The sequence below is a fragment of the Sphingomonas oligophenolica genome, from assembly GCF_039522915.1.
GTDB classification, from domain to species: domain Bacteria; phylum Pseudomonadota; class Alphaproteobacteria; order Sphingomonadales; family Sphingomonadaceae; genus Sphingomonas; species Sphingomonas oligophenolica.
On record NZ_BAAAEH010000022.1, the window covers coordinates 69,600 to 86,224 of the forward strand.

Annotated in this window: 15 protein-coding genes and 1 tRNA gene; 12 read left to right on the forward strand and 4 right to left on the reverse strand. The window is 63.5% G+C overall.

The genetic code is table 11. From position 1 onward, the window contains the following. The first annotated feature begins 17 nt into the window (after positions 1 to 17). A complete protein-coding gene (locus ABD050_RS11610; protein ID WP_343889499.1) occupies positions 18 to 878 on the forward strand; it encodes a Stf0 family sulfotransferase in 861 nt (286 codons plus the stop codon). Continuing rightward, complete coding sequence (locus ABD050_RS11615; RefSeq protein WP_343889500.1) at positions 875 to 1,573, forward strand: 2OG-Fe(II) oxygenase; 699 nt, start codon at positions 875 to 877, stop codon at positions 1,571 to 1,573. The genes ABD050_RS11610 and ABD050_RS11615 overlap by 4 nt, the downstream gene beginning before the upstream one ends. Here ABD050_RS11615 and ABD050_RS11620 read toward each other — a convergent pair. Beyond that, positions 1,490 to 1,777: a PqqD family protein gene (locus ABD050_RS11620; RefSeq protein ID WP_343889501.1), complete on the reverse strand. Its 288-nt coding sequence runs from the start codon at positions 1,775 to 1,777 to the stop codon at positions 1,490 to 1,492. The genes ABD050_RS11615 and ABD050_RS11620 overlap by 84 nt on opposite strands. A gap of 28 nt (positions 1,778 to 1,805) precedes the next feature. Then, entirely contained in the window at positions 1,806 to 3,740 is a 1,935-nt protein-coding gene (locus ABD050_RS11625; RefSeq protein WP_343889502.1) for an asparagine synthetase B family protein, read from the reverse strand. A gap of 54 nt (positions 3,741 to 3,794) precedes the next feature. Here ABD050_RS11625 and ABD050_RS11630 point away from each other — a divergent pair, with 54 nt between their 5' ends. Then, the gene (locus tag ABD050_RS11630; protein WP_343889504.1) at positions 3,795 to 4,727 is read left to right on the forward strand and encodes a hypothetical protein; all 933 of its coding nucleotides are present in this window, start codon (positions 3,795 to 3,797) and stop codon (positions 4,725 to 4,727) included. Positions 4,728 to 4,732: 5 nt separating this feature from the next. On the opposite strand, the gene ABD050_RS11635 is transcribed toward ABD050_RS11630, so the two are convergent. Next, positions 4,733 to 6,538: a RiPP maturation radical SAM C-methyltransferase gene (locus ABD050_RS11635; RefSeq protein WP_343889505.1), complete on the reverse strand. Its 1,806-nt coding sequence runs from the start codon at positions 6,536 to 6,538 to the stop codon at positions 4,733 to 4,735. Between the two features lie 156 nt (positions 6,539 to 6,694). Here ABD050_RS11635 and ABD050_RS11640 point away from each other — a divergent pair, with 156 nt between their 5' ends. The 3 genes from ABD050_RS11640 (at position 6,695) to ABD050_RS11650 (ending at position 8,564) form a co-directional block, all read left to right on the forward strand. Beyond that, positions 6,695 to 7,768 carry an acyltransferase family protein gene (locus ABD050_RS11640; protein ID WP_343889506.1) on the forward strand — a complete coding sequence of 358 codons (1,074 nt, stop codon included), beginning with the start codon at positions 6,695 to 6,697 and terminating at the stop codon, positions 7,766 to 7,768. Positions 7,769 to 7,801: 33 nt separating this feature from the next. Beyond that, positions 7,802 to 8,083 carry a PqqD family peptide modification chaperone gene (locus ABD050_RS11645; RefSeq protein WP_343889507.1) on the forward strand — a complete coding sequence of 94 codons (282 nt, stop codon included), beginning with the start codon at positions 7,802 to 7,804 and terminating at the stop codon, positions 8,081 to 8,083. A 121-nt stretch (positions 8,084 to 8,204) separates the two neighbouring features. Beyond that, positions 8,205 to 8,564: a hypothetical protein gene (locus ABD050_RS11650; protein ID WP_343889508.1), complete on the forward strand. Its 360-nt coding sequence runs from the start codon at positions 8,205 to 8,207 to the stop codon at positions 8,562 to 8,564. An 18-nt stretch (positions 8,565 to 8,582) separates the two neighbouring features. Here ABD050_RS11650 and ABD050_RS11655 read toward each other — a convergent pair whose 3' ends face one another. Then, entirely contained in the window at positions 8,583 to 9,071 is a 489-nt protein-coding gene (locus ABD050_RS11655) for a MarR family winged helix-turn-helix transcriptional regulator (RefSeq protein WP_343889509.1), read from the reverse strand. A gap of 71 nt (positions 9,072 to 9,142) precedes the next feature. On the opposite strand from ABD050_RS11655, the gene ABD050_RS11660 reads away from it, so the two are divergent. From ABD050_RS11660 to ABD050_RS11685, 6 genes are all read left to right on the forward strand, one after another. Then, positions 9,143 to 10,264 carry a branched-chain amino acid aminotransferase gene (locus tag ABD050_RS11660; protein ID WP_343889510.1) on the forward strand — a complete coding sequence of 374 codons (1,122 nt, stop codon included), beginning with the start codon at positions 9,143 to 9,145 and terminating at the stop codon, positions 10,262 to 10,264. A 55-nt stretch (positions 10,265 to 10,319) separates the two neighbouring features. Beyond that, positions 10,320 to 10,394, forward strand: a tRNA-Gln gene (locus ABD050_RS11665). Between the two features lie 57 nt (positions 10,395 to 10,451). Next, positions 10,452 to 11,171 (forward strand): tyrosine-type recombinase/integrase, encoded by a 720-nt coding sequence (locus ABD050_RS11670; protein WP_343889512.1) that lies wholly within the window; start codon positions 10,452 to 10,454, stop codon positions 11,169 to 11,171. A gap of 343 nt (positions 11,172 to 11,514) precedes the next feature. Next, positions 11,515 to 12,204 (forward strand): RNA polymerase sigma factor, encoded by a 690-nt coding sequence (locus tag ABD050_RS11675; RefSeq protein ID WP_343889513.1) that lies wholly within the window; start codon positions 11,515 to 11,517, stop codon positions 12,202 to 12,204. Further along, positions 12,201 to 13,265: a FecR family protein gene (locus ABD050_RS11680; protein ID WP_343889514.1), complete on the forward strand. Its 1,065-nt coding sequence runs from the start codon at positions 12,201 to 12,203 to the stop codon at positions 13,263 to 13,265. The genes ABD050_RS11675 and ABD050_RS11680 overlap by 4 nt, the downstream gene beginning before the upstream one ends. 122 nt (positions 13,266 to 13,387) lie before the next feature. Then, positions 13,388 to 16,597: a TonB-dependent receptor gene (locus tag ABD050_RS11685; protein WP_343889515.1), complete on the forward strand. Its 3,210-nt coding sequence runs from the start codon at positions 13,388 to 13,390 to the stop codon at positions 16,595 to 16,597. Positions 16,598 to 16,625 lie beyond the last annotated feature (28 nt).

The window sequence follows — 16,625 nt, forward strand, 5'->3', positions numbered from 1 at the left end:
CCCCGCTTGATCGGGGCATGATGGATTTGCCGAGCACCGATCCAGCCAGCGAGCCCTATGATCTCGCGACGGCCGGGCATGACTATCCAGCATGGCACGGTGCGCCGCGCCGCTCGATAGTGATCTGCACGCATCCGCGATCGGGCAGCACCTTGCTTGGCGAGGCGTTATATTTTGCCGGCGGCCTGGGCTGCCCGCTCGAATATTTCCATGCCGGGTTCCGTCCGAACCTTGCAGCGCGTTGGGGGTGCGTCGGGCTGTCTGATTATGGCCGGGCCGTGCATCGCTGGCGCACCGATGCGTCGGGCACTCTTTCCGTGAAGCTGTTCTGGCGCGATGTGGCTGAGTTGGCTGGGGAACTCGATCCGGGTCGCTTCCACGATCTGCACCAACGCCGGCCGGACGCGACCTCGCCTGACACCTATCGCGAAATCGCCGCGCTGATCGCGCCGCTGTTCCCGGCCGCCGACTATATCCATCTTCTGCGGCGCGATCGGGTGCGGCAGGCAGTCTCTGCGGCGGCGGCCGTGCAGACTGGTATCTGGCGCCAGATTCCGCAAATGAGCGAGCGAACCGGAGCGGCGGCGCCGAGCTTTGATTTCGCCATGATTGAACGGCTGATCGGCTATGCCGATTTCTGCCATCGCCACTGGCGCGGCTTTTTCGCAGCGATCGGCGCGGCCCCCCATCGCCTGGCCTATGAAGACCTGACGCGTGACCATGATGCGGCCGTGAAAGCCGTGTTCGAGCATCTCGGCAGCACGGCTGCGGTGCCGCCCGTTCGCATGAAGCGCCAGTCGGATGCACGTAACGAGACGATGGTGTTGCGCTTCCTGCGGGAGAATGCCGCGCGCGCGACGGCCGGCACCGTGGCATGACCGTGTCGCGCGGCCTGATGCCTCCATGGCTGGTGCGGCACGACCTGCTTTCCCCGGACGAATGCCGCGATTTGCTGGATTGGGCTCTCGACAATGAGGCGCATTTCAAGCCGGCTGCTTTGGACAAGGGGCTGGTCGACCCGGCGATACGCCGTTCGCTCAGCTTGCGGGACCTCGGGCCATTCTCGCGCCTGTTCGAGGGACATGTTCGCGCGATGGTGCCGGAGCTGATTGACCAGCTGCGCGTGACGTCCTTCGTTGCCGGCGAGATCGAGCTCGAACTGGTCGCGCATAATGACGGAGCGCATTTCGCGCTGCACGGCGATCTCTACACTGGCCAGGGCAGCGCACGCGGCGACCGGCTGCTCAGCGCGGTCTATTATTTCCACCGCGCGCCGAAGGCATTTTCGGGCGGCTGCCTCAGGCTGCACCGGATCGGCGCGGTGCCAGGCGATATGGGTGTCGACATCGCGCCGGACCAGAACAGCCTGGTCGCCTTCCCGTCCTGGGCGCCGCACGAAGTCCTGACCGTGCGCTGTCCATCGGGCGCGTTCGGCGATTCCCGCTTTGCGGTCAATTGCTGGGTCTACCGTGCTAACCTACGCCAGCCGTCAGCCGATGGTGATCAGCCCCCGGTCGCGCATATCGGCGATGAACTCGATCACGTCGCCGCGACAGACCGTCGGATCGACTGAATGGGTCTCAGCCATCTTCCCGCATAGCGCGCCGGCCGAGATCGGCGATTCGAGCAAGGCCCAGATACCCGCCGCCGTCCGGTTGAGCTGGAAGAAATAGCCGCTCTGGATATCGAGTATGACGGCTTCGTCCCCCACGTCAGCCGCAATCATGTTCTGGCTGCGGCTGACCATCATTGCGTCATCGATATCGGTCGCTGGCATTTTTCGCGCTACTCCTCAGGGTCGTTGCTCAGATCTTGAAGGCGTTTTCGAGCCACATGTCCATCGCAAGCGTGAACCATACCGGCCCCCAGGGCTGATCGGGAATAGGCCCGGTCGATCCCTGGTCGCGCCAGCGCTGGAAGGCGGCGTGCATTTCCCCGATCTTCGCGCCATCGACCCAGCCGAGCTGGGCGCAGAGCAATTGTTCCGCCGGGCGCCGGTGCAGCAGGTCGGAGATCGCATCGACCGTATGGGCGACGAAGGCAGCCTTGGTTTTCCGCGTCCTGACCTTTTCGGGCAGGGTTCCCTTCATTGCCTGGCGCAGCAGATATTTCTTCTGCCCGTAGCGGTTCAGCACGCTGCCCGACGCGCCCATCATGAAGCTGGCCAGCCGCTGATCGTGGAACGGATGGCGCTGCTCGATGCCGAAGCTGGCGCTATAGGCCATCGCCGGCTCGACATTCACATGACGGCGGGCGAGCGCGAACACGCCGTAGCGCTGCTTTTGGGCAATACCCGGCAGATCGACGGGCAAGGCATCGGCATACCATCGCTCCGTCAAGCCGATCCGCTCAGCCCAATCGGCATTGAGCCAGGGTGGTGCCTGTGTCGCGAAATCGAGATGAGGTCTGAGCAGACGTTCGCGGTGGCGGGGGCGAAACAACGGGCCGAAGCCATGATAGAGGATACGGCGCGCCGAAACATAAGCCGGCTTGTCGGGAAATTGCTCGAAACCCGCCCTGACAAGATCGCCCCACCGGCCGGTCCTGGCAAGATCGGGCCAATGCGCCAGCGATCCGGCGAGCCAGTCGTCGCCGCCCTCTCCGGTCAGCAGCACGCGTTCGCCATCGGCCTGTTGGCGGGCGCAAACCCCGGCCATCGTGTCGAGCACATTGGGCCGCAGCGGAAGCTGCAGCGTTTCCGCGCACCACTGCGCTGCGGCGTCAGCGCTGAAGGGGTGGGCCCCGACGACTTTCGCGGTGATGCCGAGATGCGTCTCGACCGCGCTGCTCCATTCGGTCTCGTCGTGCGGCTCGCCGGGGAAGCGTGCCGTGATCGCCCCGATCTGTCGGCCGATCCGCCCGGCACGATGGAGCTCGGTCGCCCGGCACACGACCGAGGAGGAATCGAGCCCGCCTGAAAGCTGCGAGGACAGGGGCGTCGCGCTTCGGGTGGTCGCAATCAACGCCTGGTCGAACAGCTCCTGGAAGCGCGCGACATGATCAGCCTCGGACAGGCGTGACTGATCCTCGAACGGCCCGACATGCCAGTGCCATTGCCTGACCCTGCCCTTTTCCAGCGCCAGCGCCGATCCTTGCGGGAGCCGATTGAGGCCCTGCCAGAAGGTATCCGTCTGGCTGACGAACCGCGCTGAGAGAAATTCCCCGATCGCTGGTTCGTTGAGCTTGCGCTCCATGCCCAGCCCGACAACCAGCGAGCGCGGCTCCGTGGCGAAGCCGAAGGTTGTGCCGTCAAAGGTCCACACCAACGGCCGCCAGCCATAAGGCGACCGCACCAGCAGCAAGCGTCGGTCGCGCGGTTGCCAGACGGCAATGGCGAAATCGCCGACCAGCGACGCGACATAGTCGTCGCCGCGCCGATCGAACAGCGCGAGCGCGATTGCGCCATCGGGCGCTGCCTTCAACGCCTCGCCCTGCGCGCCGAGCTGCGCGATCAGGTCTGCGCGATTGTCGAGCCGGCCGTCGAACGCCATGACCGCGCCGGAGCGCGCGCTGATAAAGGGCTGCACCTCGCCGACTGCCTCGGGCGTGGTCGCGTGCGCGAAGCGGATCAGGCCCGCCGCGCCATCATGCCACTGCTTGACGCCATCGAAGCCGCGCGGCACGGCGGCCCGGAGAATCGACGCGAGCAGTGCCTCGGTCATGTCGCGTCCATCGACATGGACCGCGCCGGCAATGGCACCCAATTTCGTCTCCAGTCCGGCCTGACGGGGTTTCGGCATAGCATGGATCACCGAGCTGGCAATTGCGCGGCCCGGTGTGTGAGGAAAGGTGGAATGGGTTCGACCTGGGTCTACAGCTTCGGCGGGCTGCGTCTGCGTTCGACCACAGCGATCGATCAATTGCGGCCGTACCAGGCAGAGGCCGAGGCCTGGGCCGATATCGCCCTTTCCTTCGAGACCGGGGAGCCGCCCGTTCAGGACCGGATCTCCTATCGCTGGCCAGGCCGTTACGGGCTGATCGTCGGCACCTGCGGCGATGAATGGCTGATGACCTCGTCGCTCGACGGGGCGTTCCTGATCAGCCGGGAGCGGCGTACGGTGCGGTGCATCTCGGCGCCCGGCGCGTCGTTCGACGCCTGTGTCGATGTCCTGATCCGGCGCGTGCTGCCGCGCGTGGCGACCTTGTTCGGGGCAAGCGCGATCCATGCCGCGGCGCTGGCGCGGCCGGAGGGCGGCATTCTTCTGCTCGGTATGTCCGGGGCGGGGAAATCGACCATGACCGCGGCGCTGGGGAATGCGGGCTGGCATATTCTCAGCGACGACATCTCGGTGATGTGGGGGCGGGAAGAGCCACTGCTCGCGCCCGCGGCGATGGGGGTCTGTGTCTGGCCGGCATCGCGCGAGGGGGTCGGGCTTCCGATCGAGCGCTGCCGGCCGATGCCGGCCTATGACGGCAAGACCCATTTCGTGCCGGAGGGTGAACCTGCCACGGTGCCGGTGCCGTTGCGCGCGCTGCTCTTTCTGAAACGCGGCAGCAACGTCGCGCCGGCGCTGGAGCCGTTGCGCGAAGCCCAGGCACTGGTGGCGGCGGCGCATATGCTGGTTCAGTTCGACCCGGGCGATCCGGCCCGGCCCGACCGGGTGAGGGGTTTTGCGCGATTGAACGCCGCAGTGAAGATAGCGCCGAGCTACCGCCTGCTCTATCCCAACGACTTCGCCGCGCTCGCCGATGTCGAGCTGCTGTTGCGGGGGCTGTTGAAAGCCTGAGGAGCCTATGCCGCCACGAGCGCACCGGCCTTGCGTAACAGGGATTGCGCCGTCACCTCGGGCCGTGCGCGGACGACGATACTCATCAACCTGTCCTCGTAATTGATGACGAAGTCCCGCGCGATCAGCCAATCGGCATCGGCCAGCTTTTCGGGGGCGAGCGACCGGCGGGGCATCGGCTTTTCGAGTTCGAGCAACAGCGCCACCTGCGCGGCCGTCAGCGGGGTCAGTGGCGCGCGCGCAATCGCTCTTGTATCGAGCACGGCCTGGACGGCGCCGATATCGAACAGTTCGAGCGCCGGCAGCTTGTCCTGCCGCCAGGCCTGTTTCCAGGCATCCATCACGGCGTGAAGCCGCCCGATCAGATCGGGATCGCTGAGCAGCGGCGTGGTGTAGGAGCCGCTGAAATGATAGCCGACCTCGTCAGCCCCGACATCGGGCGGATAGAGCTGGCGATAGCCCGGAAAGGGCGCGATCTCGCCGATGCCGAGGTCGACCGGATCATTATAATAGGGGCTATATCGGTCGATCAGGATCGCGTTGCGTCCGGTCGGGCCGTGCAGATGGGCAAGCTTGGGGATCAGGCCGATCATCGCTTCGTAGTGATCGGCCTCCTCGCCCGGGAAGCCGTAGATCATGCCCCAATGCACGCGCATCCCGATGCCGCGGCAATGCCGCAGCAGGGCGATATTCTGGTGCGCCGACACGCCCTTGCGCATCAGCTTGAGCACCTCGCTCGACAGGGATTCGATGCCCGGCTGGATCGAGACGATGCCACCCATTGCCATTGTGTCGAGCTGGGCCTCGGTCAGGTTCGCCTTGACCTCATAGAAAATCTTCATGCGCGGGCCACGCGCGGCGAGATCGGGCCATAGTTCGCGCAGATAGCGCATCGGCATGATGTTGTCGGTCATGAAGACCTGGTCCACGCCCCAATGTTCGAGCGCGTCGAGCTCGTCGGCCACCGTCTCGACCGGCTTTTCGCGAAACGCCATGCCTTCGCCGTTCAACCCGCAAAAACTGCAATGGTTCTTGGCACCCCACCAGCAGCCGCGCGACGTTTCCATCATCAGATAGCGCGGTAGCCAGTCGGGCAGGGCGCCGGCTGCCTGGAGCGGGCGCAGCGTGGCGAAGAAATCCGTATAGTCTGGCGCGAACACGGTGCGCATGTCGCGGATCGGCTCGGTATGGATCACCCGCGCCTCGGCCCGCACGCCGTGACGAAGATAGTTTTCGCAGAATTCGGGGAAGTCGATATCGGCCTCGCCCGCGAAGAAATGGTCGATCCACGGAAAGGCCCTGGCGAGGCCGAGGCTGAGCGGCCAGGCTGCGTTCGCGCCGCCCATCACCGTCACGATGGTTGGATCGGCTTCCTTCACCCGCCGCGCGATGGCCGAGGCAGCCATATTCTGTTCGAACGTCGACGACACGCCGACGATACGGGGGCGCAAGGCGAGGATCTGGTCGACCACCTCGTCAAGCATCGGGGGAATCGCATCGACCACCCGGTCATGGTCCGCATATTGCGCGTCGGTCAGTGTTTCGAGCTGCGGCAGCGTCGCCAGGGTGGCTGGGGGATAGGCGTGCGGGCGGAACAGCCGCTCGCCGACCATCGCTTTCATCTGACCATGGCTGATCGCGTCATAGGCCTCGAACCCGACCCGCTTCGCCAGCGCGATGCCCGCATAGACGATGCGGGTATCCAGCCCACGCGCCGCGCAGGCGCTTTTGAGGATCGCGGTGCCGAGCTGCGGATAGTGCATTGAATCGAACGGGGGGACGACGAGACAGATTTCCGTGACGGGGGACATCAATCCGCGGTTCATCTCGCTCTCTCGCAATGTACGAGCGGCTTACCATAGCGCGGCGATCTTGCCATCCTGCCCCTGACATTGATCGAGGCGCGACTGGCGCCGTGCCCGAGCAGCGGGTATCGCCATGGACTGTCGTTCAGCAAGAAGAGCAAAGTGGCCGATCCATCAGCACCTGCCGAGCATAGAATCGACTGGCTCGACTATTTTCGTCTGCTGTGTGCGCTCATCGTTCTGATGGCGCATTATGTCGTCGTCGTCGTGCCCAAGGTCCCCGGCCTGACGAACACCGATCTCGGGCTGATCTCGGATATATTGAGCTATGGGCATATCGGGTTGTTCGCCTTCTTCATCATGAGCGGCATGATGATTACCCAGATCGTCCAGCGCCAGACATTGTCTACCTTCGTCTCCCACCGGGTGACACGCGTCTATCCGACCTTCTTCGTCTGCCTGACGATCACCACGCTGGTGGGGATCGGGGAAGTTGGCCGAATGCATGTCGGGCTATGGCAATATGTCGCCAATCTGACGATCGACGCCGAGGCGTTCGGATATCGTCCGGCCGACTCCTCCTACTGGACCCTCACGGTCGAGATCATTTTCTACGCAATGATCATTGCGGTCGCGATGCTGGGATGGATCAGGCACATCCAGGCCGTCGTTGCTGTGTGGATCGGGCTTCAGATGATCGCCGCGCCCTTCTTTCCACGGGCACCGTTGCTTGGCGCCGATTATTATTTTCTGGCCGCCGGCTGCGTGATGGGGCTGCTGTACCAGCGCCGCAACGAAAAGCTGAACCTGGCGCTGCTCGCGGTTACAGCGCTGCTCGGCACGCGGACCATCTTCATCGCCTCCCGGGGCATGCCGTTCAACCCCTGGATCGGGACCGTCCTGATGATGGGGGTCATGGTCCTTTTTCTGGGGATGCGGGGCCGCGATATCCGCCTGCCCTGGGCACATCGGATCGGCTCGTTCACCTATCCGCTCTACCTTCTCCACTTCAAGATCGGCACGATCATGCTGATGTGGTGGGCAACCGACGCGAACAAATGGTGGCTGGTACTGGCATTGTCGCTCGGCATGATCCTGTTCTCATTCGTGCTTGACGATATCGTCGAATTCCGGCTGCGAGAGACGTGGCGCAGGCTTGCACGGGCGACGGTGGCGCGACCGTTCATCCTGTGGGAGCAACGTCGCGCTCAGGCGGTGACGCCGGCCAACATCTGAGCCATGAGCGCGGCCAGGCTTCAGGACAGGACCATGATGCTGACGATCCCGACCTATATCACCTGGCAGGACGTCGATGGCGAACTCGCCTTGTTCGACGAGCGCGACGGTCGGTATCATCTGCTGAACGGCACTGCGGCCACGATCTGGCGCGCTATTGCCGCAGGGATGGACCGCGCCATGCTGATCGACCAGATCGCGGCCGGCTTTCAGGCGAAGCCCGAGGAAATTATCGCGGATATTGACGCCTTTGCCGCAGCGGCAGTCGCGAAGGGCCTGGTCCTGAGGAAGGAGGCGACGCCTTCCGCTGACTAGACTGAAGTGGCTTGGGTGAAACCCGACCCTGCCATCGGGCGTCCCTCGGTCGATTCACCGGGGCGAGGATTGCGAAACGGTGCCGGCGGAGGAGCGCTGCACCGGCCTGCCCCGCTGAGCTATGTTGGACGTGCGCCTGCCGCTGTTATTTCCGCCGCTTCCGGCGATCCTCGGCAACGAGCAAGGCAGGTTCGTCGCCAACGTGAATGGCGCCGGGGCGCGGCAGCCGTCCGACGGCGTCAAGCAGGCGCTTGACGATTGCTTCCCTGACCGGCCCGAAGAAAAGGCGAAGACCGATCCGCCCGCCTATGACGTCAACAACCTCGGGCTCTCCGTGTCCCAGCCGGGATGGCACGGCGCGCGCACGACCACCGGTTGCGACCAGCGCAATTCGGGCAACAGCCATTGTGGACATAATTTCGGGACCAGTTTGACCCCGGACCGGAAGCTGGCCTTGCTTGAGTATCTGAAGAAGCTTTGAGGGCAGGGGAGATGCCCCCTATTCGCGAAGACCCTCGATCCGCTTGCGCTCGTCCTCGGGGATCAGGCCCTCGAGCACTGCCCAGAAGCCGCCGACGGCCGCCTGGCCGGCGCTGGCATAGGCTGCCGACAGGCGCTCGCGCAGCGCCTCGAACAGCTCATTCTCGAGCGCCTTGCCGTCCTCGGTGAGGTTCAGCAGGCGCTGGCGCCGGTCGCGGTCGCCGGGTCGGGTCTCGACCAGGCCGCGATCGGTCAACTCGGTCAGCACCCGGCCGAGCGACTGTTTCGTGATCGCCAGCAAGGCAAGCAATTGGCTGACCGTCATGCCGGGCGAGCGGGCGATGAAATAGAGCGCGCGGTGGTGCGCCCGGCCAAGGCCGCGCTGCGCCAGCCCGCGATCGATCGATCGCGTGAAGTGGCTGTTGCCGAAATAGAGCAGCTCCATGCCACGGCGGAGCTCGGGCTCCCGCAGGAAGAGCGGAGAGGCGGACGTTGTTGGGGCAGCCATGTTGACCGGATTTGCAGCCTTCCTTACTAGGCTTCAACCCCGAAATTGTATCAAATTGTATGATGGACACCATGCTCGACAAAACCACCGACGGTATCGAATCGAGCAGGGGCCTGACATTCGTCAGGCAGTCGCACCCCCGGCCTGTCGACGCGAATGAGCGTACACGTCTCCTTGAAAACCCGGGGTTCGGGCGTGTCTTCACCGACCATATGGTGACGATCCGCTATAATGAGGCGGACGGGTGGCATGATGCCCGGGTCGAACCGCGCGCGCCCTTCCAGATGGATGCCTCGTCCGCGGTGCTGCATTACGCGCAGGAAATCTTCGAAGGGATGAAGGCCTATCGGCTCGCCGATGGCGGCACCGCATTGTTCCGGCCCGAGGCCAATGCCCGGCGTTTCCGGAGTTCGGCACGGCGCATGGCGATGGCCGAATTGCCCGAGGAGCTGTTTCTCGACTCGATCCGCGAGCTCGTCCGGGCCGATATCGACTGGATCCCGACCATCCCCGGCGGTTCGCTCTATCTGCGCCCCTTCATGATCGCGAGCGAGGTGTTCCTCGGCGTGAAGCCTTCCTCCGAATACCTCTACGCGGTGATCGCGTCCTCGGTCGGCGCCTATTTCAAGGGCGGCGCGCCCGCCGTCACGCTCTGGGTGTCGGAAGAATATACCCGCGCCGCGCCGGGTGGTACGGGCGCTGCCAAGTGCGGCGGCAACTACGCCACCAGCCTGGTCGCCCAGGCCGAGGCGATCAGGCAGGGCTGTGATCAGGTGCTGTTCCTCGACGCGGCCGAGCGCCGCTGGATCGAGGAGCTCGGCGGCATGAACATCTTCTTCGTGTTCGATGACGGATCGCTGGCCACGCCGCCGCTGACCGGCACGATCCTGCCCGGCATCACGCGCGACTCGATCATCACCATGGCGCGGGACATGGGCCTGACCGTGCGCGAGGAGCCCTATGCGATCGACCAGTGCCGCGCCGATGCTGAAAGCGGGCGGCTGCGCGAGGCGTTCGCCTGCGGCACCGCGGCGGTGGTCGCGCCGATCGGCCAGATGAAGATGCGCTCCGGTGACTTCATGATCGGCAGCGGCGGTCCGGGGCAGACGACTCAGCGCATGCTCGCCGCCCTGACTAATATCCAACGCGGCAATGCACCCGATCCGCATGGCTGGCTCGATCGGCTCGACTGAGGCGATTACAGCCGTTGCGGGAATCGGGCGGGGTGCCTAAAGGCCTCCGCTCTGCTGGGGCGTCGCCAAGTGGTAAGGCAGCGGCTTTTGATGCCGCCATTCGCAGGTTCGAACCCTGCCGCCCCAGCCAGCTACCATTTTCAACCTGTATCAACCCGTGCCGGGATGCGGGCAGCATTGCGGCTGCGTGTTTCGCTTCGCCATCGTCGATGGCAAGGCGATGCACGATCCGAGCGCAGATATCGCCGAAGCTCAGCCAAAGCCAAAGCCGAAGCGGAAGCCGGAGAAGCACTATGCCCGGATCAAGGCACTGGGCATGCCGGTCTTCTATTCGCGGCTGGCTAAGGACGGTGGCCATGAGCTGACGCCCCTCGCGCTGCGCTGGACGATGCTCACCATCGTTCGGACTCAAGAGACGCGGTACGCGCTGAAGGATGAGCTGGAAGGGATCGACGGGGCAACGCCGCAATGGCGCATCTCTCCGGAGCGGATGAAGATGTCCAACGAGCATATCGTGCCATTGTCGCGGCAAGCGATGGCGTTGCTGCCCCGAATTCTGGAATTGTCCGGCGACAGCAAATGGCTGTTTCCTATGCCGGGCAGCAAGAAGGGGGCATCTCCGAAAACCGCATGCTCGATTGCCTGTACCGGCTTGGCTACAAGGGCACTGCGACGATTCACGGGCTTCGAGGGCTCGCGTCGACGGTGCTCAATGAAGAAACCCGCATGGACGAGAGGGGCGAGACAGTACGTCGATGGGATGCTGACTGGATCGAGCGCCAACTTGCCCATGTCGAGCAGGATGAAGTGCGGGACGCCTACAACGCTGCCGAATGGATCGGCCCCCGGCGGCGCATGCTACAATGATGGGCCGATTGGCTGGACGCACAGGAGGCTTCCGGGATGAAACTTGCCGAGACGACGGGAGCCGCGGTTCCTGTTGCCAACGCCTTCGGATAGTCACGCCTGACCTTCTCGACTTCACCGGCCGCGATCAGCTCGTAAAGTTTGGTGCGGCCGATGCCGATCGTGCGGGCAGCTTCATTGACGCGTGGCAGATCGGCTCGGGAGAAGGCGAGGCGATCATCGTCCCGGGCTTCCGGCGCAATCCTCGCGATAGGCTGTCGGGTTGGCAATAGATCGGCTTGAGTTGCCTGTAAGCGACGATCCGGAAGTCCCGATGCGAAGGCAGGTGCTTGACGATGATCGCATCTGGATCCCGCACGCGAAGGGACCGACCACTGGTTACGATGGCGAGGCCCCGCCAAATCCACCGTATAGCGCAGCCAGAATCGGCGCCAACCAAGAGCCTCCGCAACGCTGGGTCGTTCGAAATATATCAGCCGAAATCGAGCGACCTGAACTGTGTGTTTTGGCATCTCGCGCGTATTAATCCGCAGAGAAACACTTTGCCGAGGATGCTGACCCTGTTGCCTGAGCGGGAAGACGAGCTTTCGCAGCATTATCGCCGCTGGCGACCGGCGCTGCTGTCGTTCTTCCTCAAGCGAGTCCATGATCACGCCGAGGCAGAAGATCTGACCCAGGAGACATTTGCGCGCATATTCGGGGCAGCGGGCACGGAAACCGGCCTCCATTCCGGCTATATCTTCCAGGTGGCTGCCAATTTACTGCGCGACCGGGCGCGGCGTTCGAAGGTGCGCACGGATTATCGCGAGATGATCGGTGCACTTCAGGGCCAGGGAATCGACTGGCTTGATCCCGAGAAGATCGCCGCCGATCGCGATGCCCTTTCCCTGCTGGTTGCCGGGCTTGCCGAATTGCCGGAGCGCACGCGCACCATCTTCGTGCTTTACCGCATCGAAAACATCGACAAGCGCTTCATCGCGGAGAGCTTCGCCATTTCACGGAGCGCCGTCGAAAAGCATGTCGCCCGCGCAATGATGCACCTGATGGCGCGCGCCAGGAAGAACGGTCTATGAACACGGCCGAAAGCCAGCCTCCGGTAGGGCCCGACGAGCAGGCTGCATTATGGTGCATCCGCTTCGCCGATGGCCATCTCGACGGGGCCGAGCAAAGTGAGTTCGACTTGTGGTTCACCTCCGATCCAGCGCATGGCAAAGCGTTCGAGGAAGCCGTCGCCATCTGGCAGGGCATCGACATGGTCGCCGATACGCCGGAGATGATCGGGTTCCGCGCGGAGGCAGTCGAGGGGCTGCGCCGGGTCAATGCCCGTCGATGGGCCCCCGATCTCAGCCGGCGCTGGCGCTGGTCGGGCGCCCTTGCCGCGTGCCTGGCGCTGTTCCTCCTGGTCGGCACCTGGCTTCTGAACGATCCGACCCGCAGCTATGAGACGGGAATCGGCGAACGCCGCGTGGTCATGCTCGAGGATGGCACCCGCCTGACGCTCGACGGGGCAACGCGGGTGGAAGTGCGGATGGACCGCGATCAGCGACGGCTGAAGCTCGTTGCCGGTCGCGCCCTTTTCGACGTCGCGCACGATCCCTTGCGGCCCCTGAGCGTGCTCGCGCGCAACCGCCTCACGATCGCAACCGGCACCTCCTTCAGCGTCGAACTGCTCCCGCGCCAGATGCGTGTCGTCCTGTATGAAGGCAAGGTCGAGGTGCTGGCACAGGCGGCCGGCCCCCATCGCCTGCTTGGGCCCGGCGACGGCAGCGGCGGCACCGTCATCGCTGCACTGGTTCCCGGGCACGAGCTCGTCGCATCCACCGAAGGCCGCGCGACGCGCATCGACGCCACTGAAGCGACACGCTCGCAGACTTGGGAAACGGGCGTGCTGAGTTTCGATGGGGAACCGCTCGCCATCGCAGTTGAGCGCATGAATCGCGATTCGAAGAACAAGCTGGTGATCGCCGATGCAAGCATCGCCGACTTTCCGATCAGCGGCGTATTCACCGCCGGCGACGTGGAAGCCTTTGTCGAAGGGGCCGGCGCCCTGTATCCGATCGCCGTTGTTCGTGAGCCCGGTCAGCTGGTTCTGAAAAGGGAAACCGGTGTGAAGAAAATACCCGACAACAGGTGAGTGAAACAGCCGTTCGTGCGTATTACCCCGTTGATCGCAAATCGAAAATGACCTGCGACGATATAGGGGAGGAACGCATGATGCAGAGGTCTCTGCGGGGATATCTGGTTTCCGTAACGTCAATGGCGGCTATCATTGCTGCCGCAGCCCCGGCATCGGCGGTAGCGCGGGAACAACTCTACAGCTTCAATATTCCCGCCCAGGACCTGGGCAACGCGCTGAACGCGTTTGCGCGTGCATCGCGGCAGCAAATTACCTTCGATTCGGTTGCAGTTCGCGGCAAGACCAGCCGCGCATTGACCGGCAGGTTCAGCGTGCGCGACGGCCTCGACAAGTTGCTGCAGAAATCCGGACTCTCGGTTCAGGTCGGCCGCTCCGGCGTGCTCATCATCCGCCGCGCCGAGGCCCAGGAGCCTAGCCAATCCACTCCTCCCGGCAGAACGCAGGAGTCCGCCACCATCGACGCCGGCCAGAATGACGGGCTCGATATCATCGTGACCGCGCAGAAGCGCGAGGAGCGCATCCAGGACGTGCCGATCGCGATTTCCGCCTTCAAGAAGCAGGCGCTCGACGATCGCAAGATCGAAGGCGGATCGGAACTGCTGCGTGCGGTGCCCAATGTGAATTTCTCCAAGGGCAATTTCAGCATGTACAATTTCTCGATCCGCGGGATTGGGACGAAGGCAATCTCCGCCAGCAGCGACCCTGCCGTGGCGGTGAGCTTCAACAATACGCCCCTGATCCGCAATCGCTTGTTCGAGCAGGAGTTTCTCGATGTCGAGCGGGTGGAAGTGCTGCGCGGGCCGCAGGGAACATTATACGGCCGCAACGCGACGGGCGGCGTCGTCAACCTGATCCCCGCCTTGCCCACGCAAGAGTTCCAGGGCGAAATCAAAGGGGAGATCGGCAGCTTCGATTCGCGCCGGGTAAGCGGCATGATCAATATTCCGCTGGGGGACACGTTCGCCATCCGCGGCGCAGGCGCGTTCACCAAGCGCGACGGCTTCGACTATAACAGCTTTACCAAGCAGCGTGTGAATGGCCGCGACCTGTGGTCGACCCGCTTCTCGGCACAATGGGAACCCTCCGCCAGCTTCAAGGCGAACGTAATCTGGGAACATTTCAACGAGGATGACGATCGCTCGCGCACGGGCAAGCAATTGTGCACGCGCGACCCCGGCCCGGCCAGCGTGGGAGGCGTCGTCCTGTCCGATGCGTTGCGGGCGCGGCTGAGTCAGGGCTGCCTTCCCGGCTCGCTCTACAGCGACGCCGCTTATAGCGCCCCCAATGGCTCCAGCCTGGCCTATGTCTACATCGCCAAGCAGATCGGCCTCGGTTTCCAGCCGGGTTCGGGCGGCAGCCTGGGCGCTCCGGTGCAGATCATCGGGACCAATGTCGATCCCTATGCGGGCATCGTCCAATCGCAGAACCTGCGAGAGATCGCCACCAGCTACGACCCCGTCTTTCGGGCGCGGAACGACGTGGTCCAACTCAATCTCGAGGCGAAGCTGGGAGACAATCTGAAGCTCATCTCGCAAACCGCCTACGCCCAGGATCGCTATTACTCGTCGCAGGACTATAACCGCTTCGTCTCCAATCCGATCTTCAACGATTCCGCCCAGCCGCTGACCGACGTGCTCGGCCGGCCGATCCAGGGGACGGGGCCGACACCAGGCGGGGTCTATACCGATCCGCAGCTCGGCCCGTCGAACCGGATGCTGTCGATCGACATCAGCAAATCGCGCAACCATCAATGGACGCAGGAGCTGCGACTGCAGTCATCTTCGCCGGGCATGTTCAACTTCAGCCTCGGCGCCAATTATCTCAATTTCAAGTCAGAGGATGATTATTACGTCCTCAATAATTTGTTCAGCATGATATCTCAATATTACTACAACCGGGATCTGGACATAACGCGCGTCGCGACGACGGCCTGCCCGCCGAACACCACCGACCGGGAATGCATCTACGTCGATCCCAACCCGCTCAATGCGCTGAACAACCAGGGCCACAATTACTTCCTGAGCAAGAATATCGTTAGCACGAAATCCTGGGCGATTTTTGGCGAGACCTATTGGCAGGTCGCGAAGAACGTGAAGGTCACGCTCGGGGCCCGCTACACCTCCGACGAGAAGACCACGACGCCCATTCCGAGCCAGTTGCTGCTGGGCGGCGGCGGTGGCGGCACGACCGGTGGCACGGTCAACAGCGGCTATCCCGCCCTCGCCGACATCAACCAGAAATGGGGCCGCTTCACGGGACGCGCCGTGGTGGACTGGAAGCCGAACCTGGCCTTCACCGACGATACGCTGCTCTATGCGTCCGCATCGCGCGGCTACAAGGGCGGCGGATCCAACCCGCCGCGGGTCGATATCAACCCGGCCGTCATCCAGTATCAGCCGCTCCCGACGACCTTCAAGCCTGAATATGTCAACGCGTTCGAGATCGGCATGAAGAACACCCTGGCGGGCGGCAAGATCACGCTCAACGCCACTGCCTTCTACTATGACTATAAGGACTATCAGGTCTCGCAGATCGTGGACCGCATCTCGCTCAACGAGAATTTCAACGCGCGCAGCATGGGGCTTGAGTTCGAAGGCGCGTGGCGGCCGTCGCGGCATTTCCGTCTCGACGCCAATCTCGGCTACCTCAACACCCGGCTGAAGAAGGGCGCGCATTCGATCGACGTGATGAACCGCACCCAGGGCAATCCGGGTTGGACGCTGTTGCGCCCCTGGCTTCAGGTACCGTCGAACTGCATCGCACCGACGGAATATGTGAACAGGATCATTTCCTCGCCCTTCGACGACGACCTCAAGACGTTCATGCTGGTGTCGCTGTGCAACGGATCGGCCCGAACCGGGAGCTTCAATCCCAATGTCGCCACCAACCTGCACTGGGATCAGTTCCTGGGCTTCACCTACGACCCGCTCACCCAGGCGCCCAACGGGGGCAAGGGATTCGATGCCGATCTCGCGGGCAATGAACTGCCCAATTCGCCGCATCTGACATTCAACCTCGGCGCCCAATACACCTTCTTCCTGAGCGACCTGGAGCTGACGTTCCGCGGCGATTATTATCGCCAAAGCGCGAGCTACGCGCGGGTCTACAACACCGCCTATGACCGGCTGAAAGGCTGGGACAACATCAACCTCGCCGTAACGCTCGCCAGGCCGAAATCGGGCCTGACCGTCCAACTCTATGTGAAGAATCTGTTGGATAGCGCCCCGATCACCGATTTTTTCACGAACAGCGACGACACTGGCCTGACCGCCAATGTCTTCACCCTCGATCCGCGCATCATCGGGTTCAGCGTATCCAAGCGATTCTAGAGGGCGGTACGCGACGATGACGATCCGG

Bases quoted from the DNA above. Each gene is read 5' to 3' on its own strand.
- ABD050_RS11610 (WP_343889499.1), top strand. From the start codon at position 18: ATGATGGATTTGCCGAGCACCGATCCAGCCAGCGAGCCCTATGATCTC.
- ABD050_RS11615 (WP_343889500.1), top strand. From the start codon at position 875: ATGACCGTGTCGCGCGGCCTGATGCCTCCATGGCTGGTGCGGCACGAC.
- ABD050_RS11620 (WP_343889501.1), bottom strand. From the start codon at position 1,777: ATGCCAGCGACCGATATCGATGACGCAATGATGGTCAGCCGCAGCCAG.
- ABD050_RS11625 (WP_343889502.1), bottom strand. From the start codon at position 3,740: ATGCCGAAACCCCGTCAGGCCGGACTGGAGACGAAATTGGGTGCCATT.
- ABD050_RS11630 (WP_343889504.1), top strand. From the start codon at position 3,795: ATGGGTTCGACCTGGGTCTACAGCTTCGGCGGGCTGCGTCTGCGTTCG.
- ABD050_RS11635 (WP_343889505.1), bottom strand. From the start codon at position 6,538: ATGTCCCCCGTCACGGAAATCTGTCTCGTCGTCCCCCCGTTCGATTCA.
- ABD050_RS11645 (WP_343889507.1), top strand. From the start codon at position 7,802: ATGATGCTGACGATCCCGACCTATATCACCTGGCAGGACGTCGATGGC.
- ABD050_RS11650 (WP_343889508.1), top strand. From the start codon at position 8,205: ATGTTGGACGTGCGCCTGCCGCTGTTATTTCCGCCGCTTCCGGCGATC.
- ABD050_RS11655 (WP_343889509.1), bottom strand. From the start codon at position 9,071: ATGGCTGCCCCAACAACGTCCGCCTCTCCGCTCTTCCTGCGGGAGCCC.
- ABD050_RS11660 (WP_343889510.1), top strand. From the start codon at position 9,143: ATGCTCGACAAAACCACCGACGGTATCGAATCGAGCAGGGGCCTGACA.
- ABD050_RS11675 (WP_343889513.1), top strand. From the start codon at position 11,515: ATGGCGAGGCCCCGCCAAATCCACCGTATAGCGCAGCCAGAATCGGCG.
- ABD050_RS11680 (WP_343889514.1), top strand. From the start codon at position 12,201: ATGAACACGGCCGAAAGCCAGCCTCCGGTAGGGCCCGACGAGCAGGCT.
- ABD050_RS11685 (WP_343889515.1), top strand. From the start codon at position 13,388: ATGGCGGCTATCATTGCTGCCGCAGCCCCGGCATCGGCGGTAGCGCGG.